This is a genomic window from Aquibacillus rhizosphaerae, assembly GCF_030282825.1.
In the GTDB taxonomy this organism is placed as follows: Bacteria; Bacillota; Bacilli; order Bacillales; family Amphibacillaceae; genus Aquibacillus_C; species Aquibacillus_C rhizosphaerae.
In genome coordinates this window covers 70,487-91,605 of the sequence record NZ_JASTZU010000001.1, presented here as the reverse complement: position 1 = coordinate 91,605, position 21,119 = coordinate 70,487, and the positions used below count along the sequence as shown (strand labels likewise).

Sequence of the window (21,119 nt, the reverse complement as noted above, 5' to 3'; positions counted from 1 at the left end):
CTCCTTCATTCCAGGGATATCTACTTCCATGGCGTGGTTATCTACTTTCGCTCACCTCAAATGCCTGCACCACCCCAATATATGCCCACTCACCCCCATCAACCCGGTCCTAACTAGTTGCATGCAGGAGCGACAGCGTACTGCACATTAACTACGAACTAAAAGCAAGATATGCCCACCCGAACCGAATAAATCTACTTCCCACCACGGGTTATGCTCGCTCATTCCAGGGATATCTACTTCCGCTCACCCTATATGCCCGCACTACCCCAATATATGCCCACTCGCCCCATCAACCCGCTCCTAACAATTGCCTGCAGTGAGAGACAGCGTACTGCACATTAACTACCAGCACACAAAAACAGTCAAAGCCCCGATCTACTGGGGCTTTGACTGTTTATCATTACTCTGCTTCTTCTAGCAGTTCTTCTTCTGGCTTGATTCTATTTCTTCTTTTTCTTACCACGACTGTACTTGCAGCAGCTAGAGCCGCTAGGACACCTACAATCGTTCCTGCGAATAGTGGTTTGTTTTCATATAGTTTAACAAGTCCACTCTTCTCTGCAATTTCAAACGGAAGTGCTTTTTTCACTTCATTTCCTGCCTCATCATAGGCAGTCACTTCTACCTGATAACTATCCACATCAGATAAGTTTAGCTTTATGACTTGTTCGCCATCTTCCTCAACAATTTCTCCTTCGAACTCTTCGCCATTGACAGTAATCGTTTGGATTTTATCATCTAGATTAGATAAGCGAATCAGTAACTCAATTGGATCAAAGTATTCCCCATTCTCCTCGGCACCTTCAAAAACTATTTCAGGTGGCGTTTTGTCGATAATAAACTCGACGGTTAATTGCTGAATATTTCCTGCTTTATCTTTCACTTCAAAAAATAGTACATGCTTTCCTTCTTCTTCAATCGGATCTCCTAAATTATATGCTTCGCCATTTAAGGTTAATGCAATGATGTCATATGCTGACATATCCTCAATGAAAAGTTCAGGAATGATTGTTTCATTCAAGTATTTATCTGAAATAGCTTCTTTAAATTGAATAACTGGTGCTGTTTTGTCGACTGTGAATACAATCGTTCGCTCACTGACATTACTTGCTAAGTCTGTAATGACAGCTTTTAATACGTAAGACTGTTCCCTGTCAAGCTCCATTCCATTTTCGAATGGCTTGCCATTTAATGTTACAGACGTTTTGTCTTTGTCTAAATACTTATCTGAATACGTAACAGAAGGTTTAATATTTTCGTTAAAAAATCCTTCTAGCACTCCAGAAATACTTAGTTTAGGTTTTGTTGTATCAAGTGTGAAACCAACCTCTAACGTTGTTTGGTTACCCGCTTTATCTGTTGCTAATACCTTATAGTTATACACCATTTCTTTTGATGCCATCGGAACATTACCAGCAAGATTGGATCCGCCATTTAAATATACCGATTCAATCGTATCCTCATCCGGCTTATCTAAACGGAATTGCGGTGTGAACACATGGTTGATATAGGCACCGTCTGTTAAAGGACTATTTTCTCCACCAATCATAGGTGTTATCACAGGTGCAGTTTTATCAATCGTGAAGCCAATTTGTTGTTGGAAGCTGTTGCCTGCTTTATCGACTGCTTCCACAACTATTTCATAGTCACCCTCTTGACTAAAGTTGTGGCGAAGTGATGCGATTGAATTTTGATAACGATTCGTTGTAACTGAGAATCCACCAACATTGTAGCTAGCACCATCTTTGGTTACACGTATCGTGTTCACATCGAAATTAACATCTTTAATCGTAACTGTGACCGGTTTATCCACATTATAATAGGCATCATTGTCGACACCACTTATATCAATCGTTGGATTTACTGTGTCAATTACAAAAGTTTTCTGCTGAGACTTACTCACATTGCCAGCTGCATCCTTTGCACTCATTTTCGCAGTGTAGGACCCGTCTTGATTAAAGTTGTACCGAAGATTGGAAACCTTAGCAGCGTATCTCCAGTTCGAGCTTTTGCTTCCTTCGACAACATCGGTAAAACTTTGGCCATCTTTTGTGACACTGAATTGCGCACTATTTTCTTGATAATTTAGTTCATCAATGCCAAAGTTAACTTGCTTACTTGCTGGATAAAAAGCGCCATCATCCACATTATCAATGCTTAGAACTGGAGCTGTTTTATCAATCGTAAACGTGACAGCAATCGACTCTGCTTTGTTTCCTGCTTTATCTGTAGCGTCGAGTTGGATTCGGTATGTTCCTTCTCTAGCCTTATCAAACGTGTTCACGAGCGATGCTTTCGTTGCGCTGAAATCTAGTTGTTTCGCTAACTTGTACGTTTCCATTTTACCTGTAGCGTGATTTAGCTTTGTCACGCGTAATGTTGTCCGATTTTTATCAATGTTTTGATCCGTTACTGTGATCGATGCGTTTTTGCTTGTGTTGTAATGTTCTCCATCTGATACACCGGTTATAGACAATCCTGGCTTAATCGTATCAATGGTGAAAATGTCTGTTTTCGTTGTCGCTTTATTCCCAGCAGCATCTTCTGCATTCACAACGACTTTATACTTTCCATCTGTCGCAAATGGGAAATCTAGCGATGATACGCTTGATTCATTTTTCCACTTTTTAAAGGCATCATTGTTATAAGAAACAAATTCACCTTTTGTATTTTCTTTATAGACGTTAATCGTTACATTATTGTTGCTGTAATTGTGTTCCGTTACTTTTACCGTCTCTGTTTCTGCTTGTTTGTTGTAATCATCAATATCTGTCAGATTTATTTCCGGCTTGATGTTATCTACAGTAAAAGATAATGTGTCTTTATCCGTTCTACCAGATTGATCAACAGCCGTTACTTCTAAACTGTAGTCGCCATCTTTAGCAAAAAATCCGTCCTTGATAACAAATTTGTACGTATCCTCCGTCTCTTGCTTCCACGATCCAATATCACTTTCTTTAAACTTAGTTTCTTTTCCATCAAGATTTGTACGTGTAACAGAAACGCTTTTATCTTTTGCATTCAGTTCTTTTAGTGAAATTGGAATAAGTTTTTCTACACCTTGCTTATCGATAAATTCACTTGTCACAAATGATGCTATTTTCTTACTCACTTCCACATTTGGATTTGTTTTATCAATCGTAAACGTCATCTCATCTTTTGTATCATTACCTGCTTTATCTATAGAGTTAACGGTTATATGATAATCACCTTGTTCTTCAAATGTATGGCGCAGTGATGCTTTACCGTTTTCAGTGGCCAATTCACCAACCTGATAACTCTCACCATTTTTAGTAACTTCTACAGTATTGTTCGCAAAATTCACGTCCTCAATTTCTATCGCAACCGTTTTGCTATCATCGTAATGAATACCGTCTTCCACGCCCGTGATAGCTATACTAGGTTGTGTTGTATCAATCGTAAATTGTCTTTCTGTGACAGCTGCCTTGTTTCCTGCTGCATCTTCGGCTAGAAGACGAATCGTGTACAAGCCATCATTATCAAAATCATAGGTAAGGGTCGCTTGATTATTCGCATTTTTCCAAGTCTTACCGACCTTCTCTTCGACTTCATCCGTATAATCATTGCCGTTCTTCGTCACATTAAATGTAACATTATTTTCTGTGAAGTTGGTTTCATCAACAGATACGGTTACTTCTTTACTGACCGGGTTAAATGACTGATCATCGACACCCGAAATATCCAACACTGGTGTTGTTTTATCAATGGTAAACGCCACTACTTTGTTTTGAGCATTGTTGCTAGCCATATCGGTTGCGCTCAATTCTACTTTAAACGTTCCTTCTTCCGCGAACGAATGGCTCCATGTTGCTTGCTCATCTACAACTTCGAACTGAGTTTCGATATCGTATGGCTCATATTGATTTGTTTCATGATTGTATTTATCCACTTTTACAACGGTACTATTTTTATCTATATTCTTATCGTTTACCTTTATTTCAGCTTGTTTCGTTTGGTTATAGTGTTCGTTGTTTGTAACACCGTCTATGCTAAGCTGAGGCTTAACTTTATCAATCGTGAATATATCCGATTTTTGTTCTGCTAGATTACCAGCTTTGTCAATGGCATCTACAACTATCTTGTATTTTCCATCTTCTTCAAACGGAAAATCTAATTTAGAAATTTCCTGTTTATTTTCCCATTCCTTAAACGCATCACTCTCATATACGACAAACTTTCCGTCATCATCTTGCTTTAGTACATTAATCGTTACCTTGTTAGAAGCAAAATTGCTTTCCTCAACCTCAACAGTCTCGACTAATGCTTCGTTATTAAAGGAATCAATATCCGATAGGCGAATAATTGGTTTAATATTATCAACAATAAACGTTACGGATTTTGAACTAGTTCTTCCTGATTCATCTTCTGCTTCCACGTTAATTGTATATTCACCATTCTCTTCAAACAGGTTTTCTTTAATAGAAAATTTCCGCGTGTTGTCTTTGCCTTCCACTTGCGACCAGGTACCTACTTGTTCACCTGTAAGGGTAATCTCATCGCCCTCACTATTAACGTGGGTTACTGTTACAGATTCAGACGCCAAATTGCGTTCGTTAACAGTAATTGGAAATAGCACTGCTGCTGTTTGTTCGTTGATATACTTGCTTGTCAAATGATCATTTGCTGCAACCTTGCTATCAAAATTTATTGTAGGATCGGTTGAATCGACAACAAACGTTTTGGTAACTGTTTTGGCGTCATCCGAGTAACCAAACGTGTTTATGGTTGCGACATACTTTCCTTCGCCAAACGTATGTGTCAATTTATTGAATAAGAAATCTCTGTTTATATCATCATTTGTTAAATAAGCTTCCATCTCACCTGTATCTTCATTTAATTTTTTTACAGAGAAGGTAGAGTCTTGGCTAATGAATTTAAAATTCCAATATTCAAAGTAAATTTTCACATCATGATTGTAATAGTCGCTCACTTCAGCACCATTAGTCAGGTCTATCATATTGATCAGTAAGCTATCATGAAACATGGTAACTTCCTTTGTCAGCTCCGCACTATTACTTAATGTATCTTTCCCCTGTAACTTGATCGTATAAATTCCGTCTGTATCTAAAGAAACATTAGCCGTTGCGACGCCATCTTCAAAATCAAGATCTACATCGACTTCCTTTGTTCCTTCAAAATCTTCTCGTGTAATTTCTAGTGTTGTATCTTGGTCGTCTAGTTTACTATCCTCCGCTTTAATAACAATATCAATTGGTTGATCATATTTTTCCTTTAGTTGATTTCCATCTTTATCGGTGATTGTTAATTCCGGTGCTGTACGGTCAATTGAAAACGTGAACGTCTCTAGCTGGTGCGTTTCTCCACCATGTGCATCAGTCAGCGAAACGGTTACTTGATACGTACCATCTTGTGAAAATGTATGGTTTAATTTCGCTTGATTTCCTTCGACTTGTAATTCACCTATATTTTCGTAGTCTGAACCGTCTTTCGTTACTTCTATTTGTGCACGTTCAATTGGTACTGTGTTATTTAGTTCAAAAAGGAATGCATTTGTATTTACACTTTTGTTGTTTTCAACCTGCTTACCATCCGATGAAACCGTTAATTCGGGTTCTTCGTTATGCACATAAAATGTAATATCCTTTGCAGCCTGATTGCCTGCGATATCACCCGCTGAAACGTTAACCTGGTATGCTCCATCATCTGTGAATGTGTAATCGGTCGTATAACTATTCCCGTTTTTATCCCAATCCGTCGGAGGGTCAACAGGCTCTCCGTTTTTCGTTATTACAATATTTTTTTCGATTAATTTTTTGTCAACAACTTCGATATTCATTGTTGGATTACTTGGCTTCCCGCCGGAATTAGCATGATACATCACACCATCTTCCACCCCGGAAATCGTCACACTTGGTGAAACGGTATCCTTAATAATTTCAAATTCAATTGGATTTTGTTGTGTAGAAATGCCCCACTCATTTGTTTCCAATATAGACAAATCAATCGCTAAAGTTCCGTCATTTTCTAAGTTGTTAACTACAACTTGATAACTACCAGAAAATGTACCGTCCTCTGCTTTGATGGGAGTTATGTTGGCAGCTACACTTTTCTGTTCTTCTCCAAACTTCGCTTCTATCTCAAATGGTTGACTAGGAATTGGCTCTGGTTGTGGATCCTCTCGGGGTGGGTCTGGTTGTGTTGGTGTTTCTTCCGAATTTTCAGCTAGCGTCTCCGTTGGCTCTGGATCTGGTTCTGGTTCAACCTCTTCTTGTGGCGGTTCTTGTGCCATCTCTTTATAATACGTGCTAAGATCTACGGTTAGTGTCACTTGCTCCTCTGTTGTTACCCATTCTTTATCAAATGGGTACGCTTTACTTAAATCCCATGTGTCTTCGTTGTATTTGATCTTCATGTCGATTTCACTTGATGAAAATACATGATTAGTGAAAATTATTGCAAATAAAAGCGTCAGTACAAATACAGGAAGCCACAAAAACTTTTTCTTTTCTTTATACATTTGTATCAATCGTTTCTCCTCCTGAGTCAATTTCATAATTACCTTATAGCCATCTACATCGGTGTGAATGGCATTAAAATAGTATTATGAAATTGATAATTCTATTAAATTTTTCGGTCAGAATGAACAATCATGATATCTTCTTCAATCATAAATGCCAGTTCTGACTCTGTGAGTAACGTTGTTTCATCATCACTTGATAGCAATGTTGTTTCTTCTAACTCCTGTTCATTCGTAAGCAAACTCGTTTCTTCAAGCAATTCCGTCTCATGAGAGCTCGCAATTTCTGGATGGGCATTTTCTTTTTTAAGTCTTATTTCACTTGTTGTTCGCTTACCGGTTCTAGCTGTTCGTCCATTAAATGGGTAGTTTTGCTTTTTCGCTCGGTGAAGTCGTATGCCAGTTAAATCCTCAACAACTTGAATGATTTCTAATTTTAAAAATAACCAAATTACGATAGGAAGGGTAATAAACACACCAGCCAAGCCACCATAAAACATGATTTGATATCCCATTTACATACCCCTCTATTTTAAATAATCGATAAGTCCTCTAAACGTCTCGTGAATTTAGTAAATCCTGCATCTTCTGTTGCACCTTCAACTGCTTTTACTTGATCGTAAATCTGTTTCGCTTTTTGATAATTACGCTGTGCTTCTTGTTTGTTCTGTTCTATGTCTAACAAAAGGTTACCCAGCTTAACATAAGCCTCGATACTCTTTGGATATTCTTCCATCGTAAGAGAATACTGTTCTATCGCTTGTTGTGTGTCCCCCATCTCTCCATAAATCGTTCCAATTGTAACCATCACATCTTTTTCCTCTGCAACATCTGCATCAAGCAAATTACGATAATGTACAATGGCCTGATCAAAGTCATCTCTAGCTGTCAATTCATCCTTAGAATTAATACCGCGACTATAATAGGCTTGTGCCATTTTTCGTTCGAAATTGAGCGCATAACGCAATTGCAATGCCTCGTCATCCAAAATCGTTATTAATTCATTGGCTTTCTCAATCAAGGCAATAGCCCTTGTGTTTGCATCTTGAATTTGACTTTTATAAGACAAATAGATATTGGCTAAGGAATTATAGTTATCCACTTTCTTAACGTCGTTGGCTAACCCATCATTGTATTCCTCAAATTCTAGTAAATTTTCTGCAAATTCACTGTAGTTGATATTCAAACTACTCATTGTTGTAGCCAGTGACTTATAATAGCGTGCATCTGGCATTTCCTCTTCATCAATTTTTCTAAAATAAGTCAATGCAGCATTATAATCTTTTTTTATATCAAAATAAGTCATCGCTACCTTAAATAACACTTGATCGTTGCTATCAATGTTGCCGTATCCATCATTCAAGTAATTTTCTACTTTTGCTAAACCAATATCGGTTTCGTCTCTATTTATGTATAAATCTAGTAAGTTAATATAGGCATCTGCGCGCTTACTATCTACTTCCATCGCGCGTTCTAATAACTCGATTGTTTCGGTTTCATCGCCATCAATAAGCGCACTGCTTGCTTGGTTAATTAAACGCATATAATCTTCAAATTGCTCTGTTTTCATCCCGTTATAACCCATGACAGAAGTGGTCGTAAAACAAATAAATAAAATGGCTGGTACCAGAAATAAGCTAAAGCGTTTTAGTAAATGTTTTTTATAACCCTGCGTCAACTTCTCGACATTCTCCAAATCATAGGAGAGCTCTTCGCAACTTTGATAGCGGTTATCCGGTTCAATCTGTGTGCATAGGTTAATGATGTGTTCTAACCCTTCAGGCAAGGAAGCATCCCAATAGCGAATCGGCTTAATTTCAAAAGGGGGCTCACTTAAGCTCTTTCCAGTAACAAGGTGATACAACGTCACACCTAAACTATAAATATCTGTTCGTGCATCTGTTTGTTTTCCTGCGATTTGCTCCGGGGCTGCATAGGTTTTTGTACCAAGGTTAGTCGTGTCAGTCGAATGATCTATTTTAAATTCTCGGGAAGTTCCAAAGTCTATCAATTTAATCTTGCCATCTGGCGTCAGCATAATATTGTCCGGCTTCATATCTCGGTATATGATTGGATGTGGCTCGCGCCCGTGTAAATAGTCCAATACATCGCTTAATTGCTTCGCCCATTCAATGACTTGTTTTGCTGGTACTCTTGTTTCTCTACTTAACTTTTCCTTTAATGATTCCCCTTCGATATAATCCATGACAACATAGATATCGCCTTCTGATTCGATAATGTCATAAATCTTAGGTAACGCCCCGTGATCTAGTTTTTTAAGCATATTCGCTTCGACTACTAAACTATTAATAAGCAGTTCATTGTCACTGTTATCCCGCTTGCGAATATCTTTAATGACTAACGACTTATTTAATCTATTATCCATTGCTAGATAGACGATACTCATTCCGCCACGGCCAATTTCTTTTAGTACTTCATACCTTCCATCAATCACAGCACCATTATTCAACACGACAAAAACCTCCTTTCTACACCACCTTAGTTAAAATAACGGAAATATCGTCTAACTCGTCTCGTTGTTTGGCGAGATCAACTAATTGCGTCACATGTTCTTTCATTAATCTATTGTTAGAGTAAACGTCGGGTTTTATTATTCGGATAATCTCTTCTTCCGTAACTTCGTGATAAAAACCATCCGTACATAGTAAAAAGGAGGTACCACGCTTTACCTGTCCTTTCGTAATAACCACATCGATTGTATCAACAGCACCAATACACTGAAGTAGGACATGACGTTTGGGATGATGTCTTGCTTGTTCAACGGTAATCGTGCCACGTGCAACTTCTCTAGCAACTAATGACTGATCCTTCGTTATCTGCTGTATGTTATCTCCAATTGCGTAAGCTCGACTATCGCCGATTTGCACAACATAGTATTCTAATTCTAAAAGCAGCAATGCTGTAATCGTTGTGCCTAATTTAGCCTGAGCTTCTTTCCCGTAGCTGATGATTTTTTGATTCAAAAAACGTACGTGATCTTCAAGTTTTCTTTCCAATTCATCTTCCACTTCATCTGCATCCATTATTTCAGGCAAGTCTTGCTCAAACCAATCCGACATCCCCCTAATAACAGTTGCGCTCGCTAATTCTCCTTGTGCTAACCCACCCATGCCATCGCACACAACAAACAATCCAATCTTGCCTTTTTTAGTGTTTGCCGTTTTTATCATCAACGCATCTTGATTGGTATTTTTATTAACGCCAGTGCTCGTATGATATGTCGTTATAAAGTCCATCATCACCCCTCCTTTCACTAAAGCTCGGCTTAGTACGGCATACCGGGCCGATACTCAATCTAAAGTCATACTAGAACTAACTCTTAAATAGCTCTACTATTCTTCCTTTCCAACTAGTCTCAAATTCTTCCGGCAATGCTTTAACTAGTGTTACCGTTATGTTGTCTGTTGCGCCGGATTCATTTGCTATATTGACTAATTGCTCCGAAAATAACTGCAAATTTTGCTTACTTCCTTCTGAAAGCATAGCTAACGAAAGAATTGTTCTATCTAAAAGCAGTTCATAGAATCCATCACTACACAAAATAAATAAATTATTCGCGTGATAGGAGCCTTCTTTTACAAATGGAGTAATTGGATTTTCAATTCCGATACATTGCATTAGTATGTTTCTTTTTGGATGGTTTCTGGCCTCTTCTCGAGATAACACCCCTTGCTTTACTTTCATTTCAATCCACGTGTGATCTTCTGTTAATTGGGAAAGAATCAATTCACCTTCTAAGTTAACTGTTTCATCCTGGTCATAGAGCAATTTTCCTGTATATTCAGTGGTTGTTGCCCCCAAACGTTCCAATTGATAAATCCTGCAGTCACCAACATGGACAATCAAAAATCTGCCCTTATATAAAAATAAAATGGAAACAGTTGTACCAAGCTTTTTTCCATATTGCTTACCATAATTAATTAACTTTTGATTCGTCTCATGTAATAAACGCTCCATGGCCTCCGCTATGAATAAAAATGGCTGGTTTGATGTAAGAAAAAACGAATGATTTTCCACAACCCACCGGTCGATTGCATTAATAACCGTTTTACTTGCCACGTCGCCACCCTGATACCCACCCATGCCGTCAGCTACAATCGCTAGGATAAATTCGTTACCTAAAGGGTCAACGAGTATTTTCAGAAAAGAGTTATCTTCATTACACTGTTTTACTGAACCAATATGTGTAGATAAACCATACTCCCACGTTAGTCGTGTTTGTTTCATATGCACTACCCTTTGTTGAACGTATATTCCGTTTTACTTATTTTGATTACATCCTGGTCTTCGAGATCATAGAGCTTATAAGCAACCATTGCTTTCCCATTAAGCTTACTGCCATTTTTTGATCCTAGGTCCTTGATTGTAAATCTGCCATTCGTTTGGTTAATCTCTAGATGGGTTCGAGATACGCCTACCGTTTCCTCGACATACTGGACTGCAGATGGATTACGTCCGATAACAAATGGAAATTGGGTTAAATACTTTTTTTCTTCGCTTCCATTACGGCTAATTTCTATATAAGCATCGTTCATACTTGGTTCGTTTTCTTCACCTAGTAAAACCGTTGCATCTGGCTGACTAAATAACGACGTCTGATTTCGTAGATTCTCAAAATAGTTTTTGCTATCAACTGTGGCTGACACTTGTTGGTGCGCATTAACCTGCTGATGTTCATCTACATGCTTTGGCGTTATCCCTCCGTGAACTGGTTTAGGTTGTTGTTTTTTCCGTTTCACTGGTTGCTTGTTTGCCTTTACTTTTGAACCTGCGGATCGTTGCACTTTGTTTGGTACTTTCTTATAAACAAATGCGAAGTAAGAAGAAACTGTTAAACTAAGCAGTGAAATCCCAATCGATAGATACAACATTGTTTGACTCGGAATCAGGATATAGAGCACCCAAACAACTGATATGATAAGTAAAGCAACACATAAGACAACGACCTTAAAACTACCGAATGTTTTTCTATTATGTGTTTGTTTTGTCGGCTTGCGTGGTGTCGATAGTCTCTTATCATATGTATTTTTTTGCTGCTCGATTTTACCGGGACCTCTTCCCACAGGTTTTTGCACTGGTTTACTTTTTGGTTTATCTTCAACAACAGGCTTACTAATAGGAATAATTTGCTTCGAATTTGAGACAGCTTGTTCCGTTCCTTTATTTGTCTGATCTTGAAGAGCTCGCAACTTTTTCTTCATATCTGCCAGGTTAAAGCTAGGATCATTCAAATACTTAGTTAGCTGTTGCACCCCGTCACCAGTTAACTCCTCTACATATCCTACTAACTTAAACAATAAATCTCTTAGCTCCACTTTTAAGTCATGTTTTTGTGGAATTTTTGCTAGAGGTAAATAGGTTAAATGTATATCTTGAAAGTTATTTCCGATAAAAATAAACTCTTCATGTAAGAGAAAATGATGTTCATGTAACATGTATTCTTTACTTGCTTCCATTGCTGAAACTATTTGATAAAGGAGTTGATAGAATTGCTTTATAGAAAGTTCCTTCTCTTTTAGTGCTTGGGACAGCATTTTTTTAGAGGTTATTTCATAATAAAACTTTACATTAAAATCAATTTCCTCAACTACGATTGGTAATAGTTTGTCAACCTCATTTGATTTCACCATATTCACTTGTAGTTTGGCTAAATCATCGCTATGTAACCCTGTATCGCCAATCCCACTAATGATCATGAAGGTACCATTTTGTTGTTCATAATCGTAGTTCAAATCATAGATATTCGTGCTCATGAAATGTCCCCCTCTCTTCATTGTTCTTTTTCGAATATAACCAAACCAAATATGAATTTCCTCCACGGTAAAATTGTCAACGATTATTGATCGGAGAGGTGTTGATATAACTTGCCGATATACTCATTAAATACGGAAATTGAAGTAATCTCACTCCCAGATAAAACCTCTTTCCATTGCGGAACTAGAGGTAGAAAAGCATCGATTTTTAGCCCGAAATTGGCTAGTTTAACATCTAATTTCCCTGTATATCGATTGAGTACAAAAGAAACCCTATTGCTAAACCTTCCATCGTTAAGGATTCCGTGCAGTTCTTCTAACAAATACCTCGTTTTGTGAAAGCTTTGTATGTCATTATTTAGTAGCCAAACGATGTAATCACTTTTCTTAAGTGCTGTTATCACTGAACTGTTTACCGTGCTATCTAAATCAATAATGATATAATTGTAGTTTCCAGAGTTTACTAATTTTTTAATTAATAAGTCTATCTCATCTTCTGTTAAATCAGCCATTTCTTGCCCACTCAGTAATACATTGAAAAAGTCGATGTTTGTACTTCTATCTGTAGCTTTCATTTCATTTAATTTAGAAGTAAGTTGTTCTGATTTATTCTTCAAGAGATTTAATAACGGGGACGATGGTAATTCTTGCTCCATATTGAACAATAAAGGCGTAGAATTTATCAACTCTAAATTCAAGTAGAAAACACGTTTGTTTTGTGCAGCAATCTGTTTTGCTAGGTTAATAGCAACAGTCGTTTTACCAGCACCACCTGATGCTGAATAAATAGAGATAAGCTGTGTATTGCCCTTTTTAACCACCTTTTCAAACGTTTGATCACTTTGTTCATAATGGATACTTAGCACCTGTGAAAGTAAGCTACTAATGGGCTGATATTTAAAAAGGTCTTGCTTTGTATATTCATCATCTTTGTTTTCTTTTAATGTAATTACCGAATCAGCCGGAAAACGATCAACATTTTCTGGTAGTAATTTCGTATTGGTTAGCAATACATCGATATGTTTTTCTCCTGATAAAAACTGTTCAAGACGATCTTTATGTGAAAATAATTTAACATCAAACTTTGAAATAAACTCGGAATTTCTTATGTAGTGTGCAAGAGATTCAATATAACTCGTGTCAGGATCGGCAATTATTAAACTAACCTTTTTCATAGGAACCTCCCAGAAAGTTTTAAAACTTATATACATAAACAATTTCATAATACCAATTTTGTCGTCACCTACAACAATATATAGTTGGATAAAACCATTTCCAAACTATATATTTCGCAGATGACTGAAGAAAGTAATTATGAAATTGACTCACATAAACAATTTTTTTGAATGTGTAAAAAAACGGACACAAAAATTAGTTCGTTTCGTATACATGGCTATCATAAAGTTACCTCTTTTTACAGTCTTTGGAAATAGGCACAAATGGTTAAATATGTATATATCTTAGTGGGTTAATAGTTCTATAATGAGAACAAAATGGTACTTTATAACCGGTATTCGCAAGCTGCTTCTTTGTATCTTTTACCCAAGTAAATTTGTCTATCCTCCTGAAACCCTACATTTTCCAGTGAAAACCCGGGTTTGTAGTATTTAATTTCATCTAGGTTATATTAACTATTTTTTACCATAATTAGAATTAAATTGCTTGAGATTAAAATGTGTTTTTATTTTATACACTATTGTAGATTATTAAGCCAAATCGGTAGCTGCATGATGACATGAAAAAAAGCAGGTTAGCGATTGAGTTCCGCCCCCCGAAAGTTAGTTTTCTACTCTAACTTTCGAGAGGCGGAACCTTGCTAGCCTGCTTTTTATATGAAAATTCTGAGATATGCTCTTATACAACGGATATATCTACTTTCAACCAAGATTTATGCTCTTTTAGTCGGGGGATATCTACTTTCATTAAGCGGTTATCTACTTCCAGACACCATATATGCCCACTCAAGCACGATATTTGCTTTTCCCCCATGAACCCGGTCTTAACTAGTTGCCAACAGGAGCGACAGCGAACTGCTTTTCACCCTATGAACTCAATGCACATGCTCGACTTCATATCCTTCTTCTTCTAAGATCGACCTAATATGTGGCTCTTGTGTTAAATGTAAGCTACCTACGATCACAAAAAATGTCCGGTCATCTTCTTCCAAAAAGTCTACAACTTTATCTGCCATCTTATAATTTCGGTTATCATTAAGTTCTTCCATATAGACTTTAGCTTCTGGACTCTCTTCCGGTGCACCTTCTTCTTCCATGAGTACCTCCACTAATTTATCCGGATCTCCTTGTTTATAAATCGAAATTAGCTCGCCAATATCTTCACCAAACTCTTCTGTTTCTACAAGTGACTCTTGCAAAAGTTCCGCTTGAAATGCCGGAGACCTATCCGCCATAATTCGTAATTGGTCTTCGACAGTCTCTAGCCCAATCACTTCTTTACCATCCTCAGCCGCTCGGTTTAAAAAATATTGGTCAACGCCCTCTATATAGCCGAGTTGCTGTATCATTAATTGTTGTATCGTTGAAGATAGAATCCACGGTTTATACGTTTCCACCATCTCAATTGGAACTTCAAATTCCTCTAAGGTAGCTGTTAAATCTGTATATAATTCCTCTGAAACGTGGTCCTCGATTGTCGATCCATCTAGATATGTACCTAATTCCATATTTAACTTTTGCATCTCCATCTGATCAACATTATTTAAATCTATTTCTGGTACAACTACATCTGATTCAGCATATGCCTGCTCAATTTTCTCATGGAGTGGATAAAACTCTTCTGTCCCAATATGAATCGTTCCCTGTAAATAAATAGTGGTATCCTCATCGGCTACTTTCCAGAGAAATCCGCCTGGTCCATCTTTACTTCCAACCGCAGCGACTTCCCTTGTTTGGATTACTTCAATTCCTTGTTCAGATAAACTTTCTAATAAAGCAACCTGTTCGTCATCTTGTTGGAAGGCATTACCCGACACATTAATCTCTTGAATGCTATCGAGATCTTCAAGCACTGTAAAATCAGATATTTTATTATCCTGGAGGGAAAGCACTTCTAATTCATCCATAGTCCCAAGTCCATCTAGTTCTTTAATTCCTAACCTCGATAAATTCAACTCGGTAATCCCATCAAGATCCTCCTGCGTAATATCACCTTCCGCTTGATCCAGCTCAGCTCTGATAGCCGCTTCTAGATTTGGATCAGAAAAAGTTACTGGTTCCCCTGATTGGCATGCAACCATAATAAATGTACTAACAATTAACATCATACTTACTTTTAATCGATTCATTACTTTGACTCCTTCAAAGATTAATTCATATATTAAATTTTTCCAATTACAGTATAAATATACCATATGAAAGACCATAAGCACGACCGATAGTTTGGTTTGATTATATAAAAACTTAGAAAAAATTCCGATAATTACTCATATACCACTACTAATGTGCATACCTTTAAAACATTGAAATTTGTTAATAGCTAGACAATCAATCCACAGCATAGGTTAAAAATCCACCCGTAAAACGGATATTTTACGGGTGGATTGCCTGTTGCAAGAGTCGATATCTACTTTCAATAACTGCTTATGCTATTTATTTCTATGATATCTACTTTGGTCTACTCTATATGCTTATTAAACCTTTTTATATGACCGTTCAGCTGAATTTATCCTCTTAGATCAATTTTTTCCAATAAATAGTATATTATTTTCTTAGAGTCAGTAACGATGTGAGCATCGGTTGTCATCCCTACTTTTATATTAGCTTCTTCTCCTTTATGACTAAACAGCTTTTTTTGGTCCATTGTGGCTTCAACCAAATAATAACTCCTACCTGATTCTGGATCTATCGTTGCGTCGGAACTGATTTTTGTGATTTCTCCCTTAACAAGTCCATACTCTTGGTAAGGCAATGAGTTAATTCTAAAATTAACTATATCACCCACTCTTGTATTTGCTATATCCCGGTTTAAAACAGATAACTGAACTTTAAACGTTGACGCACTACTATCTGGAACAATGGTTAATACTTCTGTACCAGCTTCTAAAAAATCACCCGCTGACACGTTCGTTCGTACATGAACCACACCGTCCACGGGCGCTACCATTATACTATCTTGTATTTGTTCCTCTAAAACGGTAAGTTTCTGATTTAGCTTGTCAACTCTTTGATCGAGGCCATCGATATCATTACTAACTTGAACTAACATGTCTGATTTAAAATTTTCCAATGTTGCCGAGTAATTCTCTTCTTGGCTATCCATCATTTCCGAGTAATCGGATGTTCCATCAAGCGCTGTTGTGATTTCATTTAATTTTTCCTTTTCCTGTTCTATTTCATTATTTACTTTTAGTATTTCTTGATTTATATATTGTTCTAGTTCATATTCCGCTTGTTCATACAACCGCTTTGATTCCTCTATTTGTTCTTGTTTAATGACAGAATTACTGCTTTCCGTATCGATTGTCTGTTCTACTTCTTGCTCTGTTTCCTGATTTATTCCCTGTTCTAGACTTTCGTCTAATTCGGGTTCCTTAGCAACAGGCAATTCTTCTTCTTTTTCTTCTTCTATTTGCTTTTGCTCCTTTAATGAATTGTATGCTTTTTCACTCTGCTCGACATCTTCTTCCATCTGTTCTATTGTTAATTCAATAGTAGCAAACCGGCTAAAATAAGGATTTCCCTTGTTATCAAATAGATTCTCCTTGTTCTCTATCGCTCTTTTAAGTCTATCTAACTGTTCTAATTTATTTTCTGAGTTTTCTTTTTTAGACTGGAAATTCTTCCGTTGGTTACTTTGTTCTTCTATATTTTGATTTATTTCTATAGTTGAGTCTTCAAATTCTTGTTGGTATAAAGAGAGGCTAGTTTGATAGGATACATATCGTTCATACACCTCATTATCATCCTGTACTTGCTCGTCAAAAAGACTTTCACCGGATTCGATGCTTTGTTTCAGTGTATTTAATTGACTTTTTTTATTTTTCACTTGTGTCAATTCTTCTTCAAGTAGTTGCTTTTGTAGTTCTTGGTCACTTTGATCTAATGTAAAAAGAATATCGTCTTTATTAACTTGTTGGCCCTCAGTAAATTCAATACTTTCCACCTTGCTTGGTACTTCTGTACGAATCGAACTAATCGTCTCATTTGTCCTCACTACACCATTCGCTTTAACTACCTCATCCATTTCGCCAAAGTATGTCCATACGATTGAGATAACAACAACTATTATTAGTAGATAAATAAATAAGGGCATAATTGGATTTGGCTTTGCTTCTAATAGTTCCCTACTATCACTCATATCCTTTAAATTTTTTAATTCTTCCCTCATTGGTCATCACCACTATTTTCATTAGGTGGAAGTTGATCCTTCCACAGATTATAGTATTTACCTTTTTGACGCATTAGCTCATCATGGGATCCTGTCTCTACTATTCCACCGTTTTCCATTACTAATATCGTGTCACATTTCATGATTGTGCTCAGTCGATGAGCAATTACAAACGTAGTAATATCACCGCTTATTTCTTGGATAGTTTCTGAAATAGCCTTTTCTGTAGATGAGTCCAAATTACTCGTTGCTTCATCCATAATCAGAATATCAGGATCTTTTAAAATTGCGCGAGCAATGGCTAACCGTTGACGTTGACCGCCTGATAAGTTCGAAGCATCTTCTTCTAGTAACGTTTCATATCGTAATGGAAGCTGATTAATGAATGTATGCGCTCGTGCATGCTGACACGCATGTACAATTTCTTCAAATTCTATGTTGTCTTCTACACCTAATGTTAAATTCTCACGAATCGTCCCACTGAAGAAGAACGTATCCTGAGGTATATAGGCAATCTTTTCTCGTAATACAGCTCTATTAATATCCTGAATATTATAATCCTTAATAAGAATTTCACCCTTTTCCAACGGATAAAAATTCATGAGCAACTTAGATAATGTTGTTTTACCGGAACCACTTTCACCAACGAGCGCTACTTTCTCACCTTGCTTAATTTTCAAGTTAATATCTCTTAATACCCAATCTCTAGTTCCATAACGAAAATCAAGATCCTTGACCACTATATTTCCTCTTAATGATTCAGGGTTAATTTTACTATCTTCTCTTGGGTCTTTTTCAGGGTCTAAATCTAAAATATCACCTAAACGGTCTGCAGCAACGACAGCCGTTAACATGGTTGGTTGTAGATTAATCAAGTTGCGAATTGGATCAAGGAAGTAAGCGAGTAGCGCGTTATATGTAATTAATTGACCAACTGACATATTTCCTTTTAAAACTTCTGTTGCTCCAATCCAAAGGATAACGACTCCACCGATTAGCTCAACAAAGGTTTTAATCGAACCTTGGACGTTACTCATTGTCCCATGTTTAAATACGGTTTTAACAAACTTTATAAAACGCATTTCTGTTTCTATGTTTGTTTTTCTCTCGGCATTATAGGCTTTTACTGTTTCAATTCCATTTATCGATTCAACCAAATAAGATGTAAGCTGCGCATTTTCTTCCATTTCGGTCCTGTTAATTCGGTCATAAGGTTTTTGATAGAGCCAAACAATTAGAGCATAAATTGGAACCAAGATAACAGTAATACCAAATAAATAGGCATTCTGTGCGTAAAGAATAGCTCCTCCAACAAAAACCATTAAAACATCAATTAATACGGTTAAAGTTGCACTTGAAATTGCTTCCCTGACTTTCGAAGCATCTCCAAACCTTGCAACAATTTCTCCCACCTTTCTCGTTCCAAAGAAATGCATAGGTAAGGACAAAACATGATGATAGTAACCAAGCATAAGACTTATATCAAGCTTTTGACCTAAGTAAAGCAATAATTGTGACCTGAACATATTAAGTATTACTTGAAATGTATATAGAATGATAATGCCAATTGAGATTATATGTAGGGTTTTGTTTAAACTGTGGGGTAAAATATCATCTAATAAAAATTGGAAGTAAAAAGCCCCTAATATCCCAAATAGTGTATATAAAAGTGAAGCAAGAAATATGTGGATAATCAGTTTTTTTTGTGGTTTTAACAAGCCAAAGAAACGTTGAAATAGCCCTTTTGTTTCATCACCCTTTTCAAACTGTGGTGTTGGGACCATTAACACTAATACACCTGTCCAAATGTCAAAAAAATCTTCCGGAGTATATTTCACTAACCCTTCAGCCGGGTCCGCAATGACTATTTCATCTTTTCGAACCCTGTGAATGACCACGTAATGTAGTAACGATCCTTCCACAATAACATGAGCAATCGCAGGTAGTGGAAATTCTTCAAAAAAGGCTTGTTTGTCTCCTTTAACTCCTTTGGCAGTGAATCCCAGCTTTTCCGCTGCTTTAATAAGTCCATACACATTTGTTCCCTGTTTATCGGTTCCTGCGACCTCACGTACTTTTGATATAGGTATTTTTAGCCCATGCTGCTTTGAAATCGTTGCTAGACAAGCTGCGCCACAATCCTTTATGTCATGTTGTTTAATACAATAATAGCGTTTAAAAACACTCGATAATTTTGATATCATTATGTACACTTCCGATAATCATATTATTGTCTATCTTTTTGTTTTAGTGAGACAAGGTCACAGTTCCTTTGCCTCTTCTATTCTATTTATTCTATTTTCTAATGACGGGTGGGTTCCTAGGAGCTCATCTAGATTATTTACGGATTTTACGGAATCATTTAGTTCCGTTACTTTAATTAACGCCGCAAGATACACATCCTTATCTACCCCAATGTCTAGTGCATACTTATCCGCTTGATATTCTTGTATTTTAGATAACTTTAAAAATATAAAACCTAAATAAGCAATCAAACTACCTAACATTCCGATTACACCCACTGGTATTGGGATCTTAAATCCAAATAAAGCTTCCATTTCATCCAAAATATAACCAATTCCTGTAAATAAGGGGATGGCAAAAAAAAGTAATATTGCCTTTATTAATAAGTGTTTTTTCTTAAGGTGACCTAATTCATGTGCTAGAATTGAGCATGTTTCTTCCGTAGAGAGATTTTCTAATAAATAATCAGATATGAAAATCCTTTTTGTAAAAACACCTATAATCATCGCATTTGCAAACTTGCTGCGCTTGGAAGAAAATTGATACACTTTAACATTTCTGATATTCTGCTTGTTTATAAAAGCTACAATTGCTTTCTTCTTCTCCTCAGATTCTATCTGTTTAGCTCTCAGGGAGAAATGCATTAAATAGGGGTATGTAATTAGTAACAGCACGATTACTAAAACAAGTAATGTATATAATACAAATTCATTTGATTCCATATTCGTAATGTAATATGTTCTGAGAACAATTATTAAAATACTAGGAATCATCATAACTATAAGCATTTTCATAAAGAATAATATATCTTCCATTAGAGATGTTTCTGTTTTTCTAATAGCTTGGTAGACCTTATGATAAAATGCTTGAGTAGTAATTAAAACAACGACAACATAAACAAACGGAATGGTTGCTAGAAAATAAATAGAAATTTCCCCAACCTTTATTGCTATAAAAGAAATGATTGCAGAAGAAATTACTGTAAATATATAATGGCCATATTTAAGTTTGTGAAAACGATAGAGAGATTTTTCAACACTTAAACCTCTGTTATGTTTTTTTAATGTATACATTCTTAACATTGCAGCTGTTCCTAAGTTTATTAAAAAAATTACAAGGATAATAAAAATTAAATTATTGTTCGACATCGGTGCACCTCATTTGAATTTCAAGCGATTATAATCAATGCTTTTCAAAAACTCAAAGTGATAACCAAGAGTTATCTCTGGTTATCACTTTGAATCAGTATCTTA

General features: G+C 36.5%; 11 protein-coding genes. All 11 read right to left on the bottom strand.

The window, feature by feature from the left end:
* Positions 1-403: 403 nt before the first annotated feature.
* The gene (locus QQS35_RS00355) at positions 404-6,502 is read right to left on the bottom strand and encodes an Ig-like domain-containing protein (RefSeq protein WP_285929758.1); all 6,099 of its coding nucleotides are present in this window, start codon (positions 6,500-6,502) and stop codon (positions 404-406) included.
* 104 nt (positions 6,503-6,606) lie between these two features.
* On the bottom strand, positions 6,607-7,017 hold the full coding sequence (locus tag QQS35_RS00350) for a hypothetical protein (RefSeq protein WP_285929688.1): 411 nt from the start codon (positions 7,015-7,017) through the stop codon (positions 6,607-6,609).
* Positions 7,018-7,034: 17 nt separating this feature from the next.
* Positions 7,035-8,975, bottom strand: a complete 1,941-nt coding sequence (locus tag QQS35_RS00345) for a serine/threonine-protein kinase (RefSeq protein ID WP_285929687.1) — start codon at positions 8,973-8,975, stop codon at positions 7,035-7,037.
* A 16-nt stretch (positions 8,976-8,991) separates the two neighbouring features.
* Positions 8,992-9,759: a PP2C family protein-serine/threonine phosphatase gene (locus tag QQS35_RS00340; protein WP_285929686.1), complete on the bottom strand. Its 768-nt coding sequence runs from the start codon at positions 9,757-9,759 to the stop codon at positions 8,992-8,994.
* A gap of 76 nt (positions 9,760-9,835) precedes the next feature.
* Positions 9,836-10,750, bottom strand: a complete 915-nt coding sequence (locus QQS35_RS00335; RefSeq protein WP_285929685.1) for a PP2C family protein-serine/threonine phosphatase — start codon at positions 10,748-10,750, stop codon at positions 9,836-9,838.
* A 5-nt stretch (positions 10,751-10,755) separates the two neighbouring features.
* Positions 10,756-12,276: a DUF6382 domain-containing protein gene (locus QQS35_RS00330; protein ID WP_285929684.1), complete on the bottom strand. Its 1,521-nt coding sequence runs from the start codon at positions 12,274-12,276 to the stop codon at positions 10,756-10,758.
* A gap of 83 nt (positions 12,277-12,359) precedes the next feature.
* Entirely contained in the window at positions 12,360-13,451 is a 1,092-nt protein-coding gene (locus tag QQS35_RS00325) for an AAA family ATPase (protein ID WP_285929683.1), read from the bottom strand.
* An 875-nt stretch (positions 13,452-14,326) separates the two neighbouring features.
* Entirely contained in the window at positions 14,327-15,580 is a 1,254-nt protein-coding gene (locus QQS35_RS00320) for a TraB/GumN family protein (RefSeq protein WP_285929682.1), read from the bottom strand.
* A 377-nt stretch (positions 15,581-15,957) separates the two neighbouring features.
* Positions 15,958-17,622 (bottom strand): HlyD family efflux transporter periplasmic adaptor subunit, encoded by a 1,665-nt coding sequence (locus QQS35_RS00315; RefSeq protein ID WP_285929681.1) that lies wholly within the window; start codon positions 17,620-17,622, stop codon positions 15,958-15,960.
* Positions 17,619-19,826, bottom strand: coding sequence for a peptidase domain-containing ABC transporter (locus QQS35_RS00310; protein ID WP_285929680.1), 2,208 nt, complete (start codon positions 19,824-19,826; stop codon positions 17,619-17,621). Before QQS35_RS00310 ends, QQS35_RS00315 begins: the two co-directional genes overlap by 4 nt.
* Positions 19,827-19,883: 57 nt before the next feature.
* Positions 19,884-21,014 carry a M48 family metalloprotease gene (locus tag QQS35_RS00305; protein WP_285929679.1) on the bottom strand — a complete coding sequence of 377 codons (1,131 nt, stop codon included), beginning with the start codon at positions 21,012-21,014 and terminating at the stop codon, positions 19,884-19,886.
* Positions 21,015-21,119 lie beyond the last annotated feature (105 nt).

What these genes read in the sequence shown, in the direction of transcription:
- QQS35_RS00355 (WP_285929758.1), bottom strand. Translation starts at nt 6,502, where the DNA reads ATGTATAAAGAAAAGAAAAAGTTTTTGTGGCTTCCTGTATTTGTACTG.
- QQS35_RS00350 (WP_285929688.1), bottom strand. Translation starts at nt 7,017, where the DNA reads ATGGGATATCAAATCATGTTTTATGGTGGCTTGGCTGGTGTGTTTATT.
- QQS35_RS00340 (WP_285929686.1), bottom strand. Translation starts at nt 9,759, where the DNA reads ATGGACTTTATAACGACATATCATACGAGCACTGGCGTTAATAAAAAT.
- QQS35_RS00335 (WP_285929685.1), bottom strand. Translation starts at nt 10,750, where the DNA reads ATGAAACAAACACGACTAACGTGGGAGTATGGTTTATCTACACATATT.
- QQS35_RS00330 (WP_285929684.1), bottom strand. Translation starts at nt 12,276, where the DNA reads ATGAGCACGAATATCTATGATTTGAACTACGATTATGAACAACAAAAT.
- QQS35_RS00325 (WP_285929683.1), bottom strand. Translation starts at nt 13,451, where the DNA reads ATGAAAAAGGTTAGTTTAATAATTGCCGATCCTGACACGAGTTATATT.
- QQS35_RS00320 (WP_285929682.1), bottom strand. Translation starts at nt 15,580, where the DNA reads ATGAATCGATTAAAAGTAAGTATGATGTTAATTGTTAGTACATTTATT.
- QQS35_RS00315 (WP_285929681.1), bottom strand. Translation starts at nt 17,622, where the DNA reads ATGAGGGAAGAATTAAAAAATTTAAAGGATATGAGTGATAGTAGGGAA.
- QQS35_RS00310 (WP_285929680.1), bottom strand. Translation starts at nt 19,826, where the DNA reads ATGATATCAAAATTATCGAGTGTTTTTAAACGCTATTATTGTATTAAA.
- QQS35_RS00305 (WP_285929679.1), bottom strand. Translation starts at nt 21,014, where the DNA reads ATGTCGAACAATAATTTAATTTTTATTATCCTTGTAATTTTTTTAATA.